Origin of the sequence: Catenovulum sp. SX2, from assembly GCF_052056295.1 — a bacterium.
Taxonomy (GTDB): Bacteria; Pseudomonadota; Gammaproteobacteria; order Enterobacterales; family Alteromonadaceae; genus Catenovulum.
In genome coordinates, this window is record NZ_CP182493.1 from 1,746,435 (window position 1) to 1,766,296 (window position 19,862).

Genomic DNA, 19,862 nt, shown 5'->3' on the forward strand with positions numbered 1-19,862 from the left:
TTCCGACAGATATTTTCTGCCAGAATACACATCAAAACTTAACGTAAGCTTAAAACTACACTGGCTTTTAACCCTTTACCATTTAAGTTGTCTGAAAATATCAGTTCAGCCTTAATAATCTCTGTAGCGCGCTGCACAATAGCTAAACCTAAGCCACTCCCTTGTTGCACACAAGTATTAGCACGATAAAACCTAGTGGTCGCTTGCGCTTTTTGCTGCTCAGTCATACCTTGGCCTTGGTCTAGTACATAAATTTCAACCGCCCCCTCTTGCATAACTGCCCCCAGCTCAATAGCACTACCCACTTGACTATATTTGTGTGCATTTTCAAGCAAGTTCCGCATAACAGTGAATAACAGTTGCCTATTTGATTGCACAACAACAGGCTCAGCTTGCAAGCTCACATCATAATTTTGCAAAACATTCACCGGTAATTCAGCAATAACTTGCCCTAACAATTCAGCCAAATTAACCTGCTCAGACAAATCATAACTACCTTGTTGTTCTAAACGATTTAACTGCAACAACTGTTCAATCGTGTTCGACATTCTATCTATGCTAGATAACAACAAATTGTGTGATTCTTCGGCTTGAGCTGACAATTTAATATCATGTTTTAAGTTGTGAGCATGCACTCTCATCGCGGCCAGTGGTGTGCGTAATTCATGTGCTGCATCTGCACTAAAGGCTTTTTCTTGTGCAACATTTTTATGCACTTGTTCAACTAAGCTATTTACCGCATTTTCAATCGGCTGTAGCTCTTTTATATGACTGTCTGGCAAAGATTGAAATTGTAGAGGTTTTACTTCAGCTAGCGCTTTAGACAGCCGGCGTAACGGTTTAAGTCCTAAAGAAATAATCCCCATTAGCACTAATACAGTTAACATAGAAGCAAGCCACATCGGCCACAAATTATCCATAACGAGCTGGACGATAAGTTGCTGGCGAATATCGCTACGCTGAGCAGTATGCACCCACATATCTAACCTAGGCATATACAAAGTAAAAATACGCCAATCTATGTCCTGATACTGCACTGAGGTAAACCCTTGATTGTTTGCAGATAAAGGGTAAAGCGGTGCATTACGCGACATAATACGTAAATTACCTAAGTTGTCCCAAACCTGAAAAGCAATGCTGGCTTCTTTATTGTGTTGAGACGACAGTTCTAAAATTTGATCGGACGGTGACAACCTTTCTTGTGCAAAAACATCTTCACCATTATGTAAATGAGTGTGTCGAGAAATAATGACAGCAATAGTGCGGGCAAGTTGGGCTTGCTCTGCATCTAACAAATCTGCCAATTGTTTTTGGCTATGTAAATATACTAAAACACTGGTCAATACGTTGCTGATCAGTAATACCAATAAAGTCCATTTGATAACTAAAGAGCGAATCGAACTCAAAGCAAAGCATCCGTATTTAGCATGTACCCTACTCCACGTATAGTTTTAATCGCAGCGTTATTACCTAACTTTTTACGCAATTTATGCACATGTACTTCTAAAGCATTACTCTCTGGTTCTTCGTTTTCAGCATAAGCATGTTGCTCTAGCTGACAGCGGCTTAACACTCTATTTTTGTTTTCAAATAAATAAACCAACAAATCAAATTCCCGTTTAGACAAATCTATCAACTCATCCTTAACTTGCAAACGACGTTGCGCTAAATCTAAACACACATTTCCAACAACAATATTATTGTCAACTACACCTAGTTTACGCTTTAGCAACACACGAATGCGTGCTTCTAGCTCTGGCATATCAAAAGGCTTTGTTAAATAATCATCAGCACCTAAATTAAATCCTTTTAACTTGTCATCCAACATGTCACGCGCAGTTAAGATAATAACTGCCAAATCAGCATAATTTTTTCTGATGCGTTTTAACAAAGTTAAGCCGTCCATGTCCGGCAACCCCAAATCCAAAATAACTAAATTAGGTGTTTGCTGTTCAATGGCTAACTCACCTTGACGAGCAGTGGTACACCAATTCACTGAGTAACCAAAGTGTTCAAGTCCCGTTTTAACACCTGAACCTAGTAAATTATCATCTTCAATCAATATAATATTCATCAGCGACTACACCAAAATTTAACCTGCTGCGCTTGCAGAAAATCTTCACAATCAGCGCCATACAATAACCCTATAGTTGCCAAACAGCCGGCTTGGATACAATGGCCAGCCAGAACTGTTACTGAGCGCGGTGCGTTTACTACTGGCCAACCCGTTTGCGGATTTAAGATATGGCTATATCTAACACCATTTTTAAGCAGGTATTTATTGGTATCCCCACTAGTAGCGAGTGCACCACTCGTTAACTGTAATACTTGCTCAGCTTTACCAGTAACAGGATCTTCAATGCCAACATGCCAAGCTTGACCATTTTTTTTGGTTTGGCTAACCTGAATATCACCACCAAAATTCACCAATACCGAATTATTTGGTGCATGTGCTAAACATAACTGAGCTACGCGACTTACTGCGTATTCTTTACCTATTCCGCCAAAATCTAATTGCATATCCGGCTGAAGGCGAATGCAGTTGTGTTCAAACTTCACTTTATCCCAACCAACATACTGCATGCAGCTTTCTATTTGCTGTTGGTTGGGTAAGTTATCGCTACAATCAAAGTGCCAGGCTTTGCGTAGCACACCTGAAGTGATATCAAATAAATGTTCAGACAATTGATAACATTGTTCAGCAAAAGTGAGTAATTGAAAAACCTCGTGATCAATTTCAACTACTTGACCATTGGATGAGTTAATCTTCGCTACTATGTTGTCAGCAACATAGCGGCTAAATTTATGTTCGATGCGTTTAGTTTCCGCATAAGCGAGTTTGGCTAACAGCTCAACGAGTTCAGGCTCTAAAGTATCAACTAACAACTCACAAGGACTAGCCATAGCATTAAAGTGGATAGAAGCATGCTCATCTTTTAATTGCCAATGGTAGCCTTGTTGTGTTTGTAGCAAAATAACTTAGCCTATTATTTAAAATTTATAACCTAGTTGAAATATAACCGCACTGACAGATGGATACAAATCTACATCGGCTAATTGCCCTGGACTGTTAAATCCCGAATTTTCAGGCGTTTGCTGATAGTATTCCAACCGCATGCTCAACTCGTCACCATCAGATAATTTCTGGGTATATTTTAAGCCTAGAGTGTAGGCTGTCATTTGGCCAATTCGATAGTCTGCTGACATATATTCAGCAAGATCCCCTTGCACAAATGGACGATAAAAGTCTGCGGCTGACTGTTGATAATAACGCACATGCGGCGTGATCCAAGCTGAATCGGAAAGCGGAATATATAACCTAGATTCTAAGGTGTGAGAATCAATTCCCCAGTCATCCGATGCTAATCGATACGACATATCCCAAATCAAACTATCAAAGTGATACTTTGACTGAGCAAAAATCGAATGTTTACTGCGAGAGTCTGGTCTCGACTCGTAATAATGACCAAGCGCACTCCCTGTATCATCAACCAAGCTCACGACTTTAAACGGGTCGGTTAAATAACCATCCACTTGTGAATAGCCATAATTAAATTGCACCAACCAACGTCGATTAATAACTTGGCTTAAACCAAATATAACATCAAGCGTATCTTTGTTTTCACTCTCTCCAATTCGAGTATCATCAAAACCAGCTTTAAATGCGTCTTCATTGGCAAAGTCACTGCGGATAGCCATTTTCGACAACGCCAGAGGTATGCCGCCTTCAGGACTATATTCGTCTGCCGCATAGGATGCGGCAACTGAGACAGTAGTATTTTTACGATTAAAATCAAGTGCATAATTGGCATTTAATGCCACAGATAAATAATCATATTCATTAGAAATATGTAAACCAGCACCGACTTTTTGGTTAGCACCCCAAGGTTGATTCCACGCCAAATTTAATTGCACACGCGTATCTCTAAAAGTATCGTCTAACGGTGTATCGCCAGCTTCAATTGTGTACTCACCATTACCTGATGGGCGCGTAAAAGTTTGTGCACTTGTTTGCGCAACAGCCCCATTTGCCGAAGCACCGGTTAAAGTGTCTAATACCAATTTTGTGCTAAAAACGTGTTCATCACCAAAATCTTTAGTTGCACTAACAACACCTTCAACCGCTTGCACACGGTCAGGTTCGCCGTAATACATAATTGCAGTATCAAATTGCCAGTCATTTGACTTTTCGTCCGCTTGCGCGTTAGATACGCCCGCCAGCAAGGTGCAAGTAGCAGCAGCTAAAGCGCCATTAATATTAGAAAATTTTGTTAATTGCATCCACAACCTCCACCAGCAAAACTACGGCCACCGCTGGTCGCTTCTTTACTAAAATAAATATGATCATCTAATGCCATATCAGTACTTTCAGCAGCTAATTGCATTTGCGGTTTGGCAAGTAAATCACGCTCCCAAGGGTTAACCCCCAAGTTTGCACAACCAGATAAAGCTAAGGACATCAAAGACAGAGCCAACAATTGTTTTTTCATAACCAACTCCTAATTAGCAGCGGAGGAATGTTTAAGCAAACTTTCAATTTCGCTTTGATAGTCTGCAATTTTGTTTTCAAAAAATCCTGTGTGGCTATAAGCAATTTCACCTTGTTTATTAATAATAAAACTACTTGGCATGCCTAATAGATCAAACTTGGCCGCGATCTCACCCTTAGGGTCATAAACTATCGGAAAGTTTGCTGGTACTTGCTGCAAAAATATTTCAGCTAAGTCTATATCTGAATCTACGTTTACCGCCAACATGACAAACTCATCACCTGAATACTTTTGCTGCAGTTGGTTCATCCAAGGAAAAGATTTACGACACGGCTGACACCAAGATGCCCAAAAATCTACGTAAACAACCTTACCTTTAAGCTGCGACAACTGCTTTGGCAAAGTTGGATTATTTAAGGAAAAGTCTGGGGCTTGCTGAGCACTAAGCGGCGCTGCAAGAAAAATCAATAAACAGATTATTTTTTTCAACATGGAGGTCTCCACAAATATCAACTAAAGTGAAGAATAGAAAACAAAGCTTAAAGAAACCTTAACACTTGTATAATTTTATAATGTTTAATACGACTATTCGTTTGATATTTGCTAGCACAATTGAGTATCATCAAAGCTCACCTTTATTGCGGGGGTGCTGTTACAACAATAATAAGGACAGCGTGCATGTTGTTAGATAGCAAGTCAAAACCAGGTAGTGTTGCTTATCAGCAAGATAAACTGAGCAAAATACCGTCAATGGCGAGTGGTATCTCAAAAAAGATTGCCAAATTTCGTCAAGATTACAATCAATTAGTCAGTAATGCAGAAAAATTCTTTGTAGATTTCCCCGCGCAAGCAGAGCGCAAACAAAAATTAATAAGCAACATAGAAGCCTACCAGCAACAAATTGATGTAATTGAAAACTATGTCAAAGAACATGGAAAATTACCAAAAATCAAAAATGAGCCATCTAGCGAGTTTTACTTAAAAAAGCTCAATAGGCTACAAACCCAAGCTAAAACTGAAAAAGCTCAATTAGATAAAGAACTCAATACCAACCAAATTCATAGATATGAAATGCTTGACCACTTGGTAGATCAAATGCTTGATTTGCTTAATGGCCATAGAATTTTTAGCCAATTTTTAGGCACTATTGCTTTATCCGTTCCCGCGCCAGAAGAAAAAGTACGCCATGTTCGTAACGACAAGAACAAACCTATCTATATCGCAGCTTTGACCATAGCGCTATTTGAATCGCACCGAATGGCCGGTTATAAACATATCCCTTTTCTACAAGCTAAGTTAGATAGATTATTCCCAACCGAAGAACACCAAACTTTAAGTTTACTGGCTGAAGCACATGAAGTTTCACCTGATTTTGTGCCAACGTCCCACTTAAAACCTATGCCGCTAGATTTAAAAGCTATCTATCGTGAAGAAGTACTTAAACCACTGGCTAAAGCAGCTTTGGTACAGTCTATTGGAAGCCATAGCCAAGAATGCAAAGATATTTTAGGTGAAGACAAATACAGAATTTTAGCTAATGACGAGCGGGAGAAATTGGTTCATGCAATTCGAGTTAAATCTGTCGAATTTATTCAAAAAGGCATAGGTATTCCGCCGAAACGTTTTAATACCAAACAAGAGCAAGCTGAGTATGTTAAAGAGCATACAACTTTGCTTAAATTTATGATTAAAATGCAACAAAGCCTGCAAAAACCACTCGACCCACTTGGCGATTTAGTTCGAATACCTATGGTTTATTCATCGATTATTTTATCGACTAAACCTGAGTTTGATTACACACAAATTTATGAGGCATACGACATACTCGCGCAAGGCGCAAATCAAAAACAATATAGAGAAGATTATACTAATGTGTTTTTGTCTATGGTGGGTCGCTTTCCCCTAGGTTCAGGTGTATACATGATCCAACAACAAACTGGAGAAGTTGAACGAGCGATTGTCTCATCGCTATTCCCATTAAAACCGGACGAGCCAATTGTTAAACAAATTACCCGTCGCCAGTTACAGTTTTTAAGCCATATGGAATTACTGGTGCATCCCAAAAGTAATATGTATTTTGACAATACGCGCCGCGAGTGTCATGTAAACCGTGAATATATGGCGATGCGCTTTAAAGGTGAATTTGTTTGGAACGCAGCTGAATTGTGGGAAGTGCAAATACCAGCATTAACCTTTTGGAAAAAAGACGGTACACGCAAATATAACGACATCTATGAACCACCGGATATTCTCTAACCCCAAGTCGCCTCAATTAACACAACATTTTTTGATATATAAAACTTAATTTTAATTCAAAATTGAAAATGCTATTGTTTAACCAGACTAACTTGTAATACCCTAGCCCATTTACTGTACTCGGGTATGTGTAGTTAGCCGCATTGCCCTGCAGCGATAAAACCTTAGTGGATAAAATCAATATAAATAAGGATAAAATTATGCCACCAGAGTTTAAAATTAAGCTAAATCCAATCAAATGGTTGATCCCAGTGTTATCTATCTGGGCTATTATTTTTGCGCAATCCTACTACTTAAGTACTATCGATTTAAATGAGTCACTTGGCTGGGCGATTGGTGTTTTTTTAGTTATGAGTTTTATCACAGGTGTATTGCAACACCACTTAGCCATTCTTGGCCATGACGGCGCACACTACTTAGTATGTAAAAATAAAACCTTAAATGATGTATTAACCATGTTATTAAGCTTTGGGCCAGCTTTTGTAAACATGAAAAATTATCGTAAATTTCATGGTGATCATCACAAATATGTCGGAACCGACAAAGACACAGAAATACCGATTAAAAAAATTGGCCACAAACAATATAGCTCTCCACAAAGCGGTGTTAACTATGTTGGTTATTTTTTCAAAGACTTATTTCTGCTTGGTGGTTTACGCGAAATGTCGAGTTTCATTCTATTGATAATAAAAGGAAATATTTTATCAACTGTATTAACTTGGTCTGCATCTTTTTCGATATTAGTCGCGATTAATTATTTGATAACAGGTACTGTGATACCTTTTATTTTACTTTGGTATTTTAGCTTGGTATTCAGTTTCTGGGCGAGTTTTAGACTGAGAGTATATTTTGAGCACTCAGGATTAGATACATTTTCACAATCAGGTTATCAAGAGCAACATACCCAATGTATCGAATTTACACCTCAACTAGCTTGGTTTCGCTTTTTAAGCTGTTGGTGGGGGGTTTACCATATCTACCATCATATGAATCAAGATATACCACTGCATCAAATGAAAGAGTATAAAAAATACTTGCAAGATACAGGTCAAGCACCAACAAGTCATGTGATCAGTAACCCACTGAGATACTTGGCGCAACTCGGCGTTAAAGGTCAAAACCCAACGGAAGTGCAAGACGATAGTTGTGATGACAGTGCAAATTTAGTTTCGACAAACAAATAATCTCTCGATAATAATTTACCAAACCACTGAATAACTGCTGAGTGAATTCAGCAGCTATTCAGTTGATGCGCTACATAGTAACAAATTCCTCAGCACTGGTCGGGTGTATTGCCACTGTATTATCAAAATCAGCTTTGGTTGCACCCATTTTTAATGCGACAGCAAAACCTTGTAACAATTCATCTGAGCCAAAGCCTATACTGTGAATACCAAGAATTTTTTCTTCGTCACCTAAACAGACCAATTTCATTCTAGTCGGTTGTCTATGCTGAGTCATAGCTTGATATAAAGCAGTAAACTGGCTGGTATACACCTTGATATTATCTTCGCCAAATTGAGCTTTTGCTTGTACTTCGGTTAAACCAACTGTACCTATGGGTGGATGGCTAAATACCACAGTCGCAACATTGTCATAATCAAGTTTCAATTCGGTTTTGCCATTAAATAAACGTTCGCATAACCGCCTCCCTGCAGCAACTGCAACTGGGGTTAATGCTAAACGGCCAGTATTGTCACCTACAGCATAAATACCAGGCACACTGGTGTTTTGGTATTCATCGGTAACAATAAAGCCTTTGTCGTCCAGTTGCACATCCGTTGCCGCTAAATTGATATTATCCGTTGCTGGCTCGCGGCCAATTGCCATAATAATGCATTCAACTGGCGGTAACTTTTGCCCTGTTTCGCTGGTTAGTTGCAACAATCCATCTGGTAATTTATCAATTTTGGCTGGAGTAAAGTGAGTGTGCAGTGTCGGCCCTTCGCTCGCCATCACTTCAACTAAAGTATTTGACATCAGTTCATCAAAATCGCGCAATGGTTTATCTTTACGCACAGTTAAATGAGTGTCACTGCCAAGTGCATGCATAACACCAGCAATTTCAACTGCGATATAACCCGCCCCCACTACAGCAACACTTTTTGGCTGATGATTTAACTGAAAAAAACCATCCGAAGTAATCGCATGTTCAATGCCTGGAATATTTGGCAAACTCGGTCGACCACCTGTGGCAATCACAATATGATCTGCCGTATAAATCTCGCCGTTTACTTCAACACTGTGATTATCGACAAATTTGGCAAACCCATTGATTAAGGTCACACCGTTATTGGCAAATCCACGACTGTAGGATGCATGTATACGCTCAATATAAGCTTGACGACTTTCAACCAGTTTTGCCCAGTCTAGTTTATTCACAGATAAGTCAAAGCCATAATCTGGCGCATATCTAAATGCATCAGCTATCTGCCCTGCATACCACATGGCTTTTTTTGGCACACACCCTACGTTTACACAGGTGCCACCGACATGTTTGGCTTCTATCACAGCGGCTTTTTTACCTAGTTTTGCTGCGCGATTGGCACTGGCGATCCCACCACTGCCGCCACCTATGGCGATAAAATCAAAATGTTGTGACATAGCTTTTCCTATTTATTTGTTCTGTATTTAGTCTATGATGAGACAGATAAAAACCATTTTAGCATTCATCATATTGTTGTGTTGTTTGTGCCAAGATTCAAGGAGCCTATATGTCACAAGAAACAATCTTTACCAAAATAATTAATAAAGAAATTCCCGCAGACATTGTTTATGAAGACGATTTAGCACTGGCGTTTAAAGATATAAACCCACAAGCCCCTTTTCATTGTTTGATTATTCCCAAAAAAGCTATCGCAACCATTAATGACATAACCGAAAGCGACCGCGAACTGGTTGGCCATTTATATTTAGTAGCCGCTAAACTCGCGAAAGAAAATGGTTTTGCTGATGATGGTTACCGAGTTGTTATGAACTGCAATGACAATGGTGGACAAACGGTTTATCACATCCACTTACATATGTTGGCGGGTAAAGCCATGGGTTGGCCACCATACACGGATAAAATAAAAGCTGGGCTGTAATTTATTTTCCTTGTTATCGGTCTATTCTAATTCAAGTAGACCGATAACAATTGGAAATGTACTTATGCCGCTATTCCGCACTGTAAACAGTAAAATGATGCTGGGTTATTTATTAATTGGGCTTATTGGCTTGTTAACCGCCATTTTACTCGAGTTTAGTTATCAACAAGTACTGAATAAAAAAGAAGAACTGATTAAACAAACCCTACCGGCTTACCAACAAACAGCTAGTCTAAACAACGCATACAACCAATTGCTGATTAATGCCTATGCTTTGTATGGAACAACCATAAACTCTAAAACTTTTAGTCAAAACAATCGTCCATACTTGGAGATTATTAACTCGAATGCACTGCAGCAAACTGACGAGTTTGTGCAACAATTGAATCGACTGAACACAACTATGTCGGCCAATTCAGTGGATTGGGATCAAGCTCGTAACGTTTTGACCCAACTAGATTTAAGCAAGCAGCAAATAAAACAACAACTAGAAGAAAATGCACAGCAAATATCAAATCATATGTCGGCGAATATTGATGAACTAGCTAGCTCATTAACTAACAGCCAAACAGCAATTTATACCCAGTTTGCACTAATCGTTTTAGTATCTGTAACAGCCTATTTGCTCGCAAACAAACTAATCTCAACACCTGTACGTGACACCTCTAGCAATATCAAAAACATTGCCGAACAGCACGACTTAACCAAACAGCTGACCATCCGCAGTAATGATGAAATTGGCGACATATCTCACCAACTAACCCATCTACTTGCGGTTTTCAGACAAAGTTTACAAAAAGTCTCAACCGCGGTAAGTGATATTACCGAAGCAACAAGCTCTTTGGAGCATAACGGCCAACAGTCACAGCAAATCAACCGAGAATTGGCAGACGCGCTTAGCTATTTAGCAGGGCAAATTGATAATTTAAATGCGCATATGGACAACAGCGTAAACTGTTCATCTGAAGCGGCGAACCAGGCTGAACAAGGTGCAAACGCAATTACCTCATTGCAACAGCAAGTACAAACCACCTCTGACAATATTCAAGTACTGGCAACTGACATCAAACAAACAGCAGACATACTGACACAATTACAACTGGCAGGCGATAATGTTTCAAGCGTAGTTGGCACAATAGCTGACATCGCTGCACAAACAAATTTGCTAGCTCTCAACGCTGCAATTGAAGCTGCACGGGCGGGTGAGTCAGGCCGTGGATTTGCAGTGGTTGCAGATGAAGTTAGAACACTGGCGACACGCACCCATCAATCCACTGTAGAAATTAATCAAATATTAGCCACTGTGGTCGAATCAATAGGTTCAGCACAAAGTACTATGGATTCTAATCAACAGAAAGTGCAAGTTTCAGTTGAACAAGCAAGTCAACTGGTTGATGAGCTAGAAGTTACTCGTGGTGTAATGCTGGCACTCAACAGCAGCAGCGAACAATCAGCGCAGTTTGCTCGAAGTGCCCAACATGACGTTGAACAACTCAACAACAAAATAGCCTCGTTTAAACAAATTGGCGATACAGTCACACAAGTAAGCAAGCGTACACAAACCACAGCACAAGATTTATCCGAGCTTGCTGAGCATTTAACTCAGCAAGTTAATGTGTTTAAGCTTTAATATTTTTGGTTTAAATTAGTCATAAAGTAACACTTTTTAACAATTTTAGTATTCTAGTTAAGCCCGCTTTGAATTAATATAATTTTTTAGTTCACAGTCGGCTTAAGTAGCCACAAACTAGATAATTAAAAGGACTTGTTATGACAGCTAAAACTTTCTCCCTTATTATATTTTTTTGCCAAATTATCCTGCTGGGATGCCAAACTGACTCTTTGGATACTACAGATAACTCTCAGATTTCAGGGCAAACTGAAACTGTCGTTGAAAAAACAGAACAAACTAATAACCCTCAACAACAGCAAAATGAATTAGACAGCAATCACCAATTATGGAAACAACACGCACTCACAGATTATTCTTTTACCGTGCGCCAGAGTTGTTTTTGTCTGCTGCCTGTATCAGAAGCTAATGTCACAGTGGTTGATGGCGAAATTACTCAGATTAGTGATAAAAAAACAGGCGAGATACTATCAGACAATTATTGGGTAACAAATATTGATCAATGGTTTGAATTTACACAATCGATATTAACTGATGGTAATTTGAACGAGGCAAACTATCATCCAGAGTTCGGCTTCCCACAAACCATCCGCTATGGGTATTATGAAGGCGTCGAAGATGCTGGTATAACTATTTCGATAACAGATTTCGAAGTATCAAGCAAACAGAAACCTCAACAGCAATTAGATGAGAATTTAGCTAAATGGCAGCACCAAGCGCTCAGCGATTATAACTACACTATACAAACTAAATGTTTTTGTATTTTAAAGTGGTCGGAAGTTGTAGTGACTGTTCGTTCGAATGTAATTGTGGATGCTTATGACAAAAGTACCGGCATTCAACTTGATGACGACGACAAACTCCAATTACATACGTTAGATAAATTATTTGAACTCACTCAAAAAGCTATCGATTCAGAAATTTTGGATGAAGTAATTTACAACGCGGACTATGGTTTCCCCGAATTATTGCGCTATGGCTACAATCAACAAGCAACGGATGCTGGAATAAGCTATAGAGTTTCCGACTTTGAGTAAAAAATGATAATAGGCCAAATAGTATTTTTATTCGGCCTATTAACGACAAGATAGATTAATCTTTCGCTGGAATATTTTCTTTTAAATATTGGAAGATTTGTCGTGCCGATTTAGGCGGTTTGTTTTGTTCAGCTTCTTTTTTCGCTTGGCGCGCTAATTGACGTAATTTAGAACGCTCCATTGAAGGGTGGTCAACCAACAATTGATTAATTGCATCATCCCCTTTGGCAATAATATCATCACGTAATCTTTCTAAATTATGAAAGTATTGATTGGCAATTAGGTGCTGATTTTCAATTTTAGCAATAGCTATATTAATTGGTTCTAAATCACGAAAACGTAATAGTTTGCCTACATAGTTTAACTGCCGACTAAATGCCCCATGTTTATTACGAATTTTCACAGCTAGGTGCACAGCTTCATGCAATTGAGCATCCATAGGAATTTTTTCTAAATTAGCCGGAGACAGATTTACCAGCTTCTGACCTAATTCGTGATGCATAATCGCATCTCGTTTTAATTCAGATTTGCTAACATAAATTATTTCTTCGTCTGGATCGACTTCATTTTGCCATTCGTCGTTCATGCCACTCACTTAAACATATTCTTACTACTGTAAACTATAGCGTATGTTACACTAAGTTATATGCTTTGTATTATCTGAATAAAAATATGATTCAAGAAATAGATTCCGTAAAAGTAGCAGTTGCCGACGCTTTAGCCCTAGCAAAAAAACTAGGTGCAACCAGCGCAGAAGTTTCAATCTCAAAACAGCAAGGTTTATCAGTTAGTTGCCGCATGCAAGAACTTGAGACCGTTGAATACGACTACGGTGGCGCTTTAGGTATTGCAGTATGGTTTGGTCAGAAAAAAGGTAGTGCATCTACGTCAGATTTATCTGCCGAAGCGCTCAAACAAACAGTTGAAGCAGCTTGCAACATAGCGAAATACACATCGGAAGACCCTTTTTCGGGTATTGCAGATCCAGCATTAATGCTAAAAGCCGAAGATTTACGCGATTTAGATTTATACCACCCGTCAGATATTTCAACTGAAGACGCAATTGAGTTAACGCTCGCTTGTGAAAAAGCAGGTTTAGCAGCGAATAAATTGATCAGCAACAGTGATGGCGCATCATTTTCATCACATCAAGGGTTTAAGGTATACGGTAATTCAACCGGATTAATTGCCAGTTACCCAAGCTCACGTCATAGCTTAAGCTGTTCATTGATTGCCAATTCAGAAAATGACATGCAACGAGACTATGCATACACAGTTTCGCGTTTAATGAGTAAATTGGACAGTGCTGAATTTGTTGGACAAAAAGCTGCGAAAGAAGTGGTATCACGTTTAAACGCGCAAAAGGTCAAAACCTGTAAAGTGCCAGTTATGTTTAACAGTGAAATTGCCAGCAGTTTGTTTGGTCACTTTATTGGCGCAATTAGTGGTGGCAACCTTTATCGCAAGGCAACCTTCTTATTAGACGCCAAAGGCACACAAGTATTCCCTGAATGGCTAAGCATTAATGAAGATCCGTTTATTTTACAAGGCCTGTCTAGCCGCATGTTCGACTCAGAAGGTGTTGCAACCAAACAACGCCAAATAGTCACCAATGGTGTCCTAAATACTTGGTTACTTAGCAGCTACGCAGCGCGCAAATTAGGCGAGCCAACCACAGGCCATGCTGGCGGCATTCATAACTGGTTAGTTAGTGCTGGCGGTGGTTCATTTGAACAAATGTTGCAAAAACTTGGTACAGGTTTGTTAGTAACTGAAATGATGGGCCAAGGTGTTAACTTAGTGAATGGTGATTATTCTCGTGGTGCTGCTGGATTCTGGGTGGAGAATGGCCAAATTAAATATCCAGTAACAGAAATTACCATAGCAGGTAAATTGCAGGATATGTTTAAAAACATAGTTGCGATTGGCGACGATATCGACCCTAAAGGCTCAATTCAAACCGGCTCGGTAATTGTTGAACAAATGACAGTCGCGGGCAATTAACAGGAAATCTGTTAAGCTCTCTTATATACTCTACAAATGATCCATCTGTGAGTGCTGTTGTGACTAAACAAATCAAAACCACACTGTTAGTGCTGTCGATGCTATGCAGCACTATGGCATATGCGCTTGATACTGTTTATGTACCACAACCACGCTCACACCTAGATATTGGTCACCATTATCATGTTTCTTTGCTAGAAAAAGCCCTAGAACATGGTGCAAATGGCCGAGCCGTGCCACGTATTGTAACCTCTTTGCATATGGCTGAAGCACGCGCTTTTCACGAGTTAACCAAAGGTGAAAAAATCGATGTGTACTGGTTTGGTACAGATGCGACTAAGGAGCAGTCTTTACGAGCGATAAAAATACCCACCAGCCGAGGCCTAATCGGCTATCGAACTTTTATTATTCATAAAGACTTAGCTGTTCAATTTGAACAGGTTGTTAATTTAGCTCAGCTTAGAAATTACACTGCCTGCCAAGGCGCACATTGGCCAGATGTACAAATTTTAAAAGCGGCTAAATTACCAGTGGTCGCTAATGCTATGTACGAGAACATTTTTAAACGTGTGCATGCAAAACGCTGTGATTATTTCCCACGCCCTTATCACGATGGTTACAACGAAGTTAGGGTTAGAAATTCGCAATACCCTGATCTGCGTCACTATCAAAAAATTATTCTGCATTATCCGTTTGCAGTGTATTTTTTTACACCTAAACATAAACCTGAGTTGGCCCAGTGGATTGAAGATGGGCTAGAAAAAATGATTGATAATGGTGAGTTGATCAGCCATATGCAAAATCATTTATTAACAGGACACATTTTCCCATTGCGGGTAGAGCCAGGTACTCGCTATATCTTGATAGATAATCCGATATTACCTGCGGACACCGACTGGAAGAACACCCGCTATTGGTTTCAACCCAGTGAATTTGGCTTTGATCGGTAAGCGCTCTAACATTGGGCATTCAATACTTATCGCTTGAAGTTCAGAGTAAATAGCCTAGAAACTCCGAATAACTCAGCAAACGCTGCAAGCTGTCCCTAGGCGCTCTCGAATTGCATCCATGCAATTCAAGGTTGCTTCGTTTATTCGCAATTCCCAGCCTAACTAAGCATTTTAATTGCTGAATCAAAAACAGCGATAAATATGCTCTCAAAGAGTTCATTCGAATGCTGATTTTCTAAAACGTCAAAAGATAGGGCGAGCGAAGACCGAAGCACCGCTTCGCAGCTAAGCGAGGTGGAGTCACGGATGACGACAGGGACCAAGCTTCATGGATGAATTACCCCATGAATAAAGCATAAATAACAAAGCGTTTTAGAAAATTATGCTTCGAATGGGCTCGTGTGCACCGCCCCAGCAGCGGCACTAAACCTGCTTCTCAAACTGCGCCTGAATAGCCGTCAACGCTATGGTATAAACAATATCCTCCACCAATGCCCCACGGCTTAAATCATTTACCGGCTTACGTAGACCTTGCAACATAGGGCCTATGCTCACTACATTGGCAGAACGTTGCACAGCTTTATACGTAGTATTACCCGTATTCAAATCAGGGAAAACAAACACAGTTGCCTGCCCTGCCACTTTACTATTCGGCGCTTTACTTTTAGCAACAGAAGCAACACTTGCAGCATCATATTGCAACGGGCCATCAATTAATAAATCAGGGCGTTTGGCTTTCGCAAGCTCAGTCGCAAGTTTAACCTTTTCAACATCTTGGCCATGCCCACTGGTGCCAGTGCTATAACTAATCATGGCAATTTTGGGTTCAATACCAAAAGCAAGCGCAGAATCACCCGCTTGGCAGGCAATTTCCGCTAACTGCTCAGCAGTTGGGTCTGGGTTGATTGCACAGTCGCCATAAATTAAAACTTGATCTGGCAGACACATAAAAAAGATTGAAGAAACAATACTACTAGCAGGTTTAGTTTTAATCAGCTGTAACGCTGGGCGCACTGTATTAGCAGTAGTATTTACCGCACCAGAAACCAAACCATCTACTTGATTAAGTGCCAACATCATAGTGCCAATCACCACAGGATCTTCCAACATTTCTGCCGCTTGCAATTCTGTCATGCCCTTGTGTTTACGCATTTCCATCAAAGGTGCAATATATTCAGCACTAATGCTAGTTGGGTTAACCACAGTTACCCCATCAGGGAGCGCCAATGACAAACTATTGGCGACCATAGCGACTTTTTCAGGATCGGCCAATAAAATACACTCGGCAATGCCTTTTTGCGCACAAATAATTGCCGCTTCAACGGTGCGAATTTCATCCCCTTCAGGTAAAACAATGCGTTGCTTCTGTTTAGCCGCTTTGCTAATTAAACTATGGCGGAAAGCTGCCGGTGATAAACGAATATGTCTTGCTACATCAATTTTGTTGGCTAGTTTTGCAACATCAATATGCTCAGCAACATACTGCATCACCAACTCCATTCGATACAAATCGTCAACTGGCACGTGCGGGTTTAACTGATTGAGCGAGATTGCCGTGTTAAAAGTATTATCTTCCACCAGCATGACAGGTAAACCTGTTGCTAAAGCGTTTTGGCACATAGTCATTAGCTTAGCTGCAGGCTGATAGCCACCGGTTAATAAAATACCCGCTAGTGGAATACCACTTAACGCCGCGCTACAACAAGCTAAGAAAATATCATCTCTATCCCCAGGGGTGACAATTAATGCGCCCGCTTTAAGCGAGTCGACCATATTCACTACAGTGCGCGCACAAATACTGACATTGCTAATACGACGATTTAAATCAGCAGCATCATTTAAAACTTGGCAATTTAAATGCTGCACTACATCACACAAACGTGGTGCAATCAGTTGATGTGAATACGGCACAGCACCTAGACAAGCCAAGTTTACTTGGCTTTCGAAATCATCCAAATTTAGGCTAGGCGCAACTAACTGATTACCTGTCACTTCAACTGGCAATGCACTTTTGCTTTGTTGTTTAGTTGCGCCAACTTTATTTAATACAAAACCCAGTACATTTGTTTCTTTGCTATGTCCATACACTTTAGCAGTTACTTTTAACTGATTAACCCAAGCTTGCGCTTGCTCAGCGCCATTGGCAGCACCTTCGGCGGCGACTAAAATCACTTGGCTATCTAATGAGTTGGCAATGCTGGTATTAATTTTATGGATAAACGGCGAATCATCTTGCGGTACTAAACCTTCAATAATAATTACATCGGAATCTTCACCAGCTTGGTCAACTTTTTCGACCACCAATTCCATTAAATCATCAGATTTTCCTTGCGCCATTAACTGCACAGCTTGCTGCAAAGCAATTGGATTAGGCACAGCTAACTTTTTTATTTCGCGAATAAAACTAACTGAAGGTTCAACACCTTTAGCTTTGCCGCTGCCCTGCGCTATAGGTTTACAAAAGGCAACCTTGATACCTTGTTTATCCAGCGCATGAAACAAACCTAAACAGATAGAAGTTACACCAGTTTCGTAACCTGTTGGGGCAATTAAAATGGTTTGTTTCATACTGTTGCCTCCGCATTATTAGCAACCAACTGCTGAACACTTTGCGCTATCATCCATTCTTCGTTAGTGGCGATAACTGCAAGCTGCACTAAAGATGAATCATGGTGAATTGCATTGAACTGGTTATAAGACTGAGCATTTTTATGTTCGTCTAACAGACAATGTAAAACTTTTAGATGCGCGATAGTTTTGCTGCGAATAACTGCGGCGTGTTCACCAATACCACCAGTAAAGATAATTGCATCTAATTTCGGCAAAGCGGCAGTGCTAGCACAAATATGTTTGGCTAAACGGTAACAAAACATATCAATTGCGAGGTTAGCGCCCTCGTGTCCTTTTTCAGCTTGTTCAAGCAAAGTGCGCATGTCATTGCTTAATTGAGAAATGCCTAACAAACCACTTTTTTTGTTTAAGATATTGGTTAGCTCGCCAGTTGATAAATTAAGTTTGTCGCATAAATAATTAAACACTCCAGGGTCGAGTTCACCACATCGAGTGCCCATAACTAAGCCGTCTAACGGCGTTAACCCCATTGAAGTTTCAACTGATTTACCGTTAAACACGGCACAAACACTCGCACCATTACCTAAATGTGCAACCACCAATCCATGATCATCTTTAGCTAAATTCAGCAGTTCAACCGCTTGTTGACTAACGTATTGATGTGAAGTGCCGTGAAAGCCATATTTACGAACCTGCAAATCAGCGTAATATTGGTACGGCAGCGCGTACATAAATTTTTCTTGGCTAATGCTTTGGTGAAACGCAGTATCAAACACAGCCACTTGCGGCAAGTTAGGCTGCATTTGTGCAATTAATTTAATCGCGATTAAATTGGCTGGATTGTGTAAAGGTGCAAGGTTATTGCAACTGGCAATTTTTTCAATTACCTCATCGTTTATCAATACTGGAGTTGAGAAGTGCTCACCACCATGCACAACTCTGTGCCCTACTGCAACTACGTTTAAATTTGGCAATTGCTCAGCTAAGTAGTCAAACAAAGCAATTAACACAGCTTTGTGGTCTTGCCCTTTTACTATAATTGGATATTTATTGCCTTGGTATTTAACTACACAAGTTATTTGTTCGCTAAACAAACATTCGGCTAAGCCAGTTAAAATGGGCTGTGGTGATTGAAAATCAAAAAATGAAAATTTGATTGATGAGCTGCCAGCGTTGACAACTAAATAACCGTCGATATGCAAAACCTTTCTCCCCGATTGCATCTTTTTACAGAAGCAGTATAGAAAGAAAGGGATTTACATAAGTTGTGCTAGATCAAATTGGCTGTTAACAAGGTTGTATGATTTACTGTCACAAAAAATTATTTTTAAATTGGTTAATTTTTATACTAGACATTAGCCAAAGTTGCTGTACACTGCGCGGCATAGCTTGAAGAAGCAATAAAATTTATCTACATTTCGCTGTTTTATTCGTAATAAATACCTCGTTCTGCAGTTTTAAGTTCATGTCTCCACAAGCTAAGTCCGCCGATATACGGCATCATTTTTTTAGAACTAGGGTATAGTTTATGTCTAATAAAGTTAAAGGAACCGTTAAGTGGTTCAACGAAGAGAAAGGTTTTGGTTTTATCGCTCAAGAGTCTGGTGCTGACGTATTTGCTCACTTCAGTGCAATTGCTGGTGAAGGCTTCAAAACTTTAGCTGAAGGTCAAGCTGTTGAGTTCACTGTAACTCAAGGCGCTAAAGGCCCACAAGCTGAGAACATTGTTGCTATCTAATTAATAGCCAATAAATGTTTAAAGAGAGGCAAGCCAGCGGCTTGCCTTTTTTGTATCTACTTTTTGTTCGCGTTGGCAAACGCCCGAGTTTATAGAACAA

18 protein-coding genes are annotated in these 19,862 nt (G+C 39.9%); 8 read left to right on the forward strand and 10 right to left on the reverse strand.

The annotated features are described in order from the left end of the window. Window positions 1-38: 38 nt before the first annotated feature. From ACMZOO_RS07325 to ACMZOO_RS07350, 6 genes are read right to left on the reverse strand one after another with little or no spacing between them, the layout of a single operon-like run. Window positions 39-1,406 carry an ATP-binding protein gene (locus tag ACMZOO_RS07325; RefSeq protein WP_440906038.1) on the reverse strand — a complete coding sequence of 456 codons (1,368 nt, stop codon included), beginning with the start codon at window positions 1,404-1,406 and terminating at the stop codon, window positions 39-41. Then, a complete protein-coding gene (locus ACMZOO_RS07330; protein WP_440906039.1) occupies window positions 1,403-2,074 on the reverse strand; it encodes a response regulator in 672 nt (223 codons plus the stop codon). The genes ACMZOO_RS07325 and ACMZOO_RS07330 overlap by 4 nt, the downstream gene beginning before the upstream one ends. Further along, entirely contained in the window at window positions 2,074-2,973 is a 900-nt protein-coding gene (locus ACMZOO_RS07335; protein ID WP_440906040.1) for an FAD:protein FMN transferase, read from the reverse strand. The genes ACMZOO_RS07330 and ACMZOO_RS07335 overlap by 1 nt, the downstream gene beginning before the upstream one ends. Window positions 2,974-2,991: 18 nt before the next feature. Continuing rightward, window positions 2,992-4,281, reverse strand: a complete 1,290-nt coding sequence (locus tag ACMZOO_RS07340; RefSeq protein WP_440906041.1) for a DUF3570 domain-containing protein — start codon at window positions 4,279-4,281, stop codon at window positions 2,992-2,994. Next, a complete protein-coding gene (locus ACMZOO_RS07345; protein ID WP_200870125.1) occupies window positions 4,272-4,490 on the reverse strand; it encodes a DUF4266 domain-containing protein in 219 nt (72 codons plus the stop codon). The genes ACMZOO_RS07340 and ACMZOO_RS07345 overlap by 10 nt, the downstream gene beginning before the upstream one ends. A 9-nt stretch (window positions 4,491-4,499) precedes the next feature. After that, window positions 4,500-4,979, reverse strand: a complete 480-nt coding sequence (locus ACMZOO_RS07350) for a TlpA disulfide reductase family protein (protein ID WP_440906291.1) — start codon at window positions 4,977-4,979, stop codon at window positions 4,500-4,502. 189 nt (window positions 4,980-5,168) lie between these two features. Here ACMZOO_RS07350 and ACMZOO_RS07355 point away from each other — a divergent pair, with 189 nt between their 5' ends. Both ACMZOO_RS07355 and ACMZOO_RS07360 read left to right on the forward strand, forming a co-directional pair. Further along, window positions 5,169-6,746 (forward strand): hypothetical protein, encoded by a 1,578-nt coding sequence (locus tag ACMZOO_RS07355; protein ID WP_440906042.1) that lies wholly within the window; start codon window positions 5,169-5,171, stop codon window positions 6,744-6,746. A 200-nt stretch (window positions 6,747-6,946) separates the two neighbouring features. Then, window positions 6,947-7,930, forward strand: a complete 984-nt coding sequence (locus ACMZOO_RS07360) for a fatty acid desaturase family protein (protein ID WP_440906043.1) — start codon at window positions 6,947-6,949, stop codon at window positions 7,928-7,930. Window positions 7,931-8,000: 70 nt separating this feature from the next. Here the strand turns inward: ACMZOO_RS07360 and gorA are convergent, their stop codons facing one another. Next, complete coding sequence (gene gorA / locus ACMZOO_RS07365) at window positions 8,001-9,350, reverse strand: glutathione-disulfide reductase (RefSeq protein WP_440906044.1); 1,350 nt, start codon at window positions 9,348-9,350, stop codon at window positions 8,001-8,003. Between the two features lie 110 nt (window positions 9,351-9,460). Here gorA and ACMZOO_RS07370 point away from each other — a divergent pair, with 110 nt between their 5' ends. From ACMZOO_RS07370 to ACMZOO_RS07380, 3 genes are all read left to right on the forward strand, one after another. Then, the gene (locus ACMZOO_RS07370; RefSeq protein WP_440906045.1) at window positions 9,461-9,832 is read left to right on the forward strand and encodes a histidine triad nucleotide-binding protein; all 372 of its coding nucleotides are present in this window, start codon (window positions 9,461-9,463) and stop codon (window positions 9,830-9,832) included. A 64-nt stretch (window positions 9,833-9,896) separates the two neighbouring features. Next, complete coding sequence (locus ACMZOO_RS07375) at window positions 9,897-11,462, forward strand: methyl-accepting chemotaxis protein (protein WP_440906046.1); 1,566 nt, start codon at window positions 9,897-9,899, stop codon at window positions 11,460-11,462. 140 nt (window positions 11,463-11,602) lie between these two features. Continuing rightward, the gene (locus ACMZOO_RS07380; RefSeq protein WP_440906047.1) at window positions 11,603-12,499 is read left to right on the forward strand and encodes a DUF6174 domain-containing protein; all 897 of its coding nucleotides are present in this window, start codon (window positions 11,603-11,605) and stop codon (window positions 12,497-12,499) included. A gap of 55 nt (window positions 12,500-12,554) precedes the next feature. On the opposite strand, the gene yjgA is transcribed toward ACMZOO_RS07380, so the two are convergent. After that, a complete protein-coding gene (gene yjgA / locus ACMZOO_RS07385) occupies window positions 12,555-13,085 on the reverse strand; it encodes a ribosome biogenesis factor YjgA (protein ID WP_440906048.1) in 531 nt (176 codons plus the stop codon). Between the two features lie 86 nt (window positions 13,086-13,171). Here yjgA and pmbA point away from each other — a divergent pair, with 86 nt between their 5' ends. Together pmbA and ACMZOO_RS07395 are read left to right on the forward strand one after the other, a co-directional pair. Beyond that, complete coding sequence (gene pmbA, locus ACMZOO_RS07390) at window positions 13,172-14,503, forward strand: metalloprotease PmbA (protein ID WP_440906049.1); 1,332 nt, start codon at window positions 13,172-13,174, stop codon at window positions 14,501-14,503. 59 nt (window positions 14,504-14,562) lie between these two features. Next, window positions 14,563-15,453 (forward strand): hypothetical protein, encoded by an 891-nt coding sequence (locus tag ACMZOO_RS07395; protein WP_440906050.1) that lies wholly within the window; start codon window positions 14,563-14,565, stop codon window positions 15,451-15,453. Window positions 15,454-15,876: 423 nt separating this feature from the next. Here ACMZOO_RS07395 and pta read toward each other — a convergent pair whose 3' ends face one another. After that, complete coding sequence (gene pta / locus ACMZOO_RS07400; RefSeq protein WP_440906051.1) at window positions 15,877-18,021, reverse strand: phosphate acetyltransferase; 2,145 nt, start codon at window positions 18,019-18,021, stop codon at window positions 15,877-15,879. Further along, entirely contained in the window at window positions 18,018-19,226 is a 1,209-nt protein-coding gene (locus tag ACMZOO_RS07405; RefSeq protein WP_440906052.1) for an acetate/propionate family kinase, read from the reverse strand. The genes pta and ACMZOO_RS07405 overlap by 4 nt, the downstream gene beginning before the upstream one ends. A gap of 326 nt (window positions 19,227-19,552) precedes the next feature. Between ACMZOO_RS07405 and ACMZOO_RS07410 the strand changes: the two genes are divergently transcribed. Beyond that, window positions 19,553-19,762, forward strand: a complete 210-nt coding sequence (locus ACMZOO_RS07410) for a cold-shock protein (RefSeq protein WP_440906053.1) — start codon at window positions 19,553-19,555, stop codon at window positions 19,760-19,762. The last annotated feature ends 100 nt before the right edge of the window (window positions 19,763-19,862 follow it).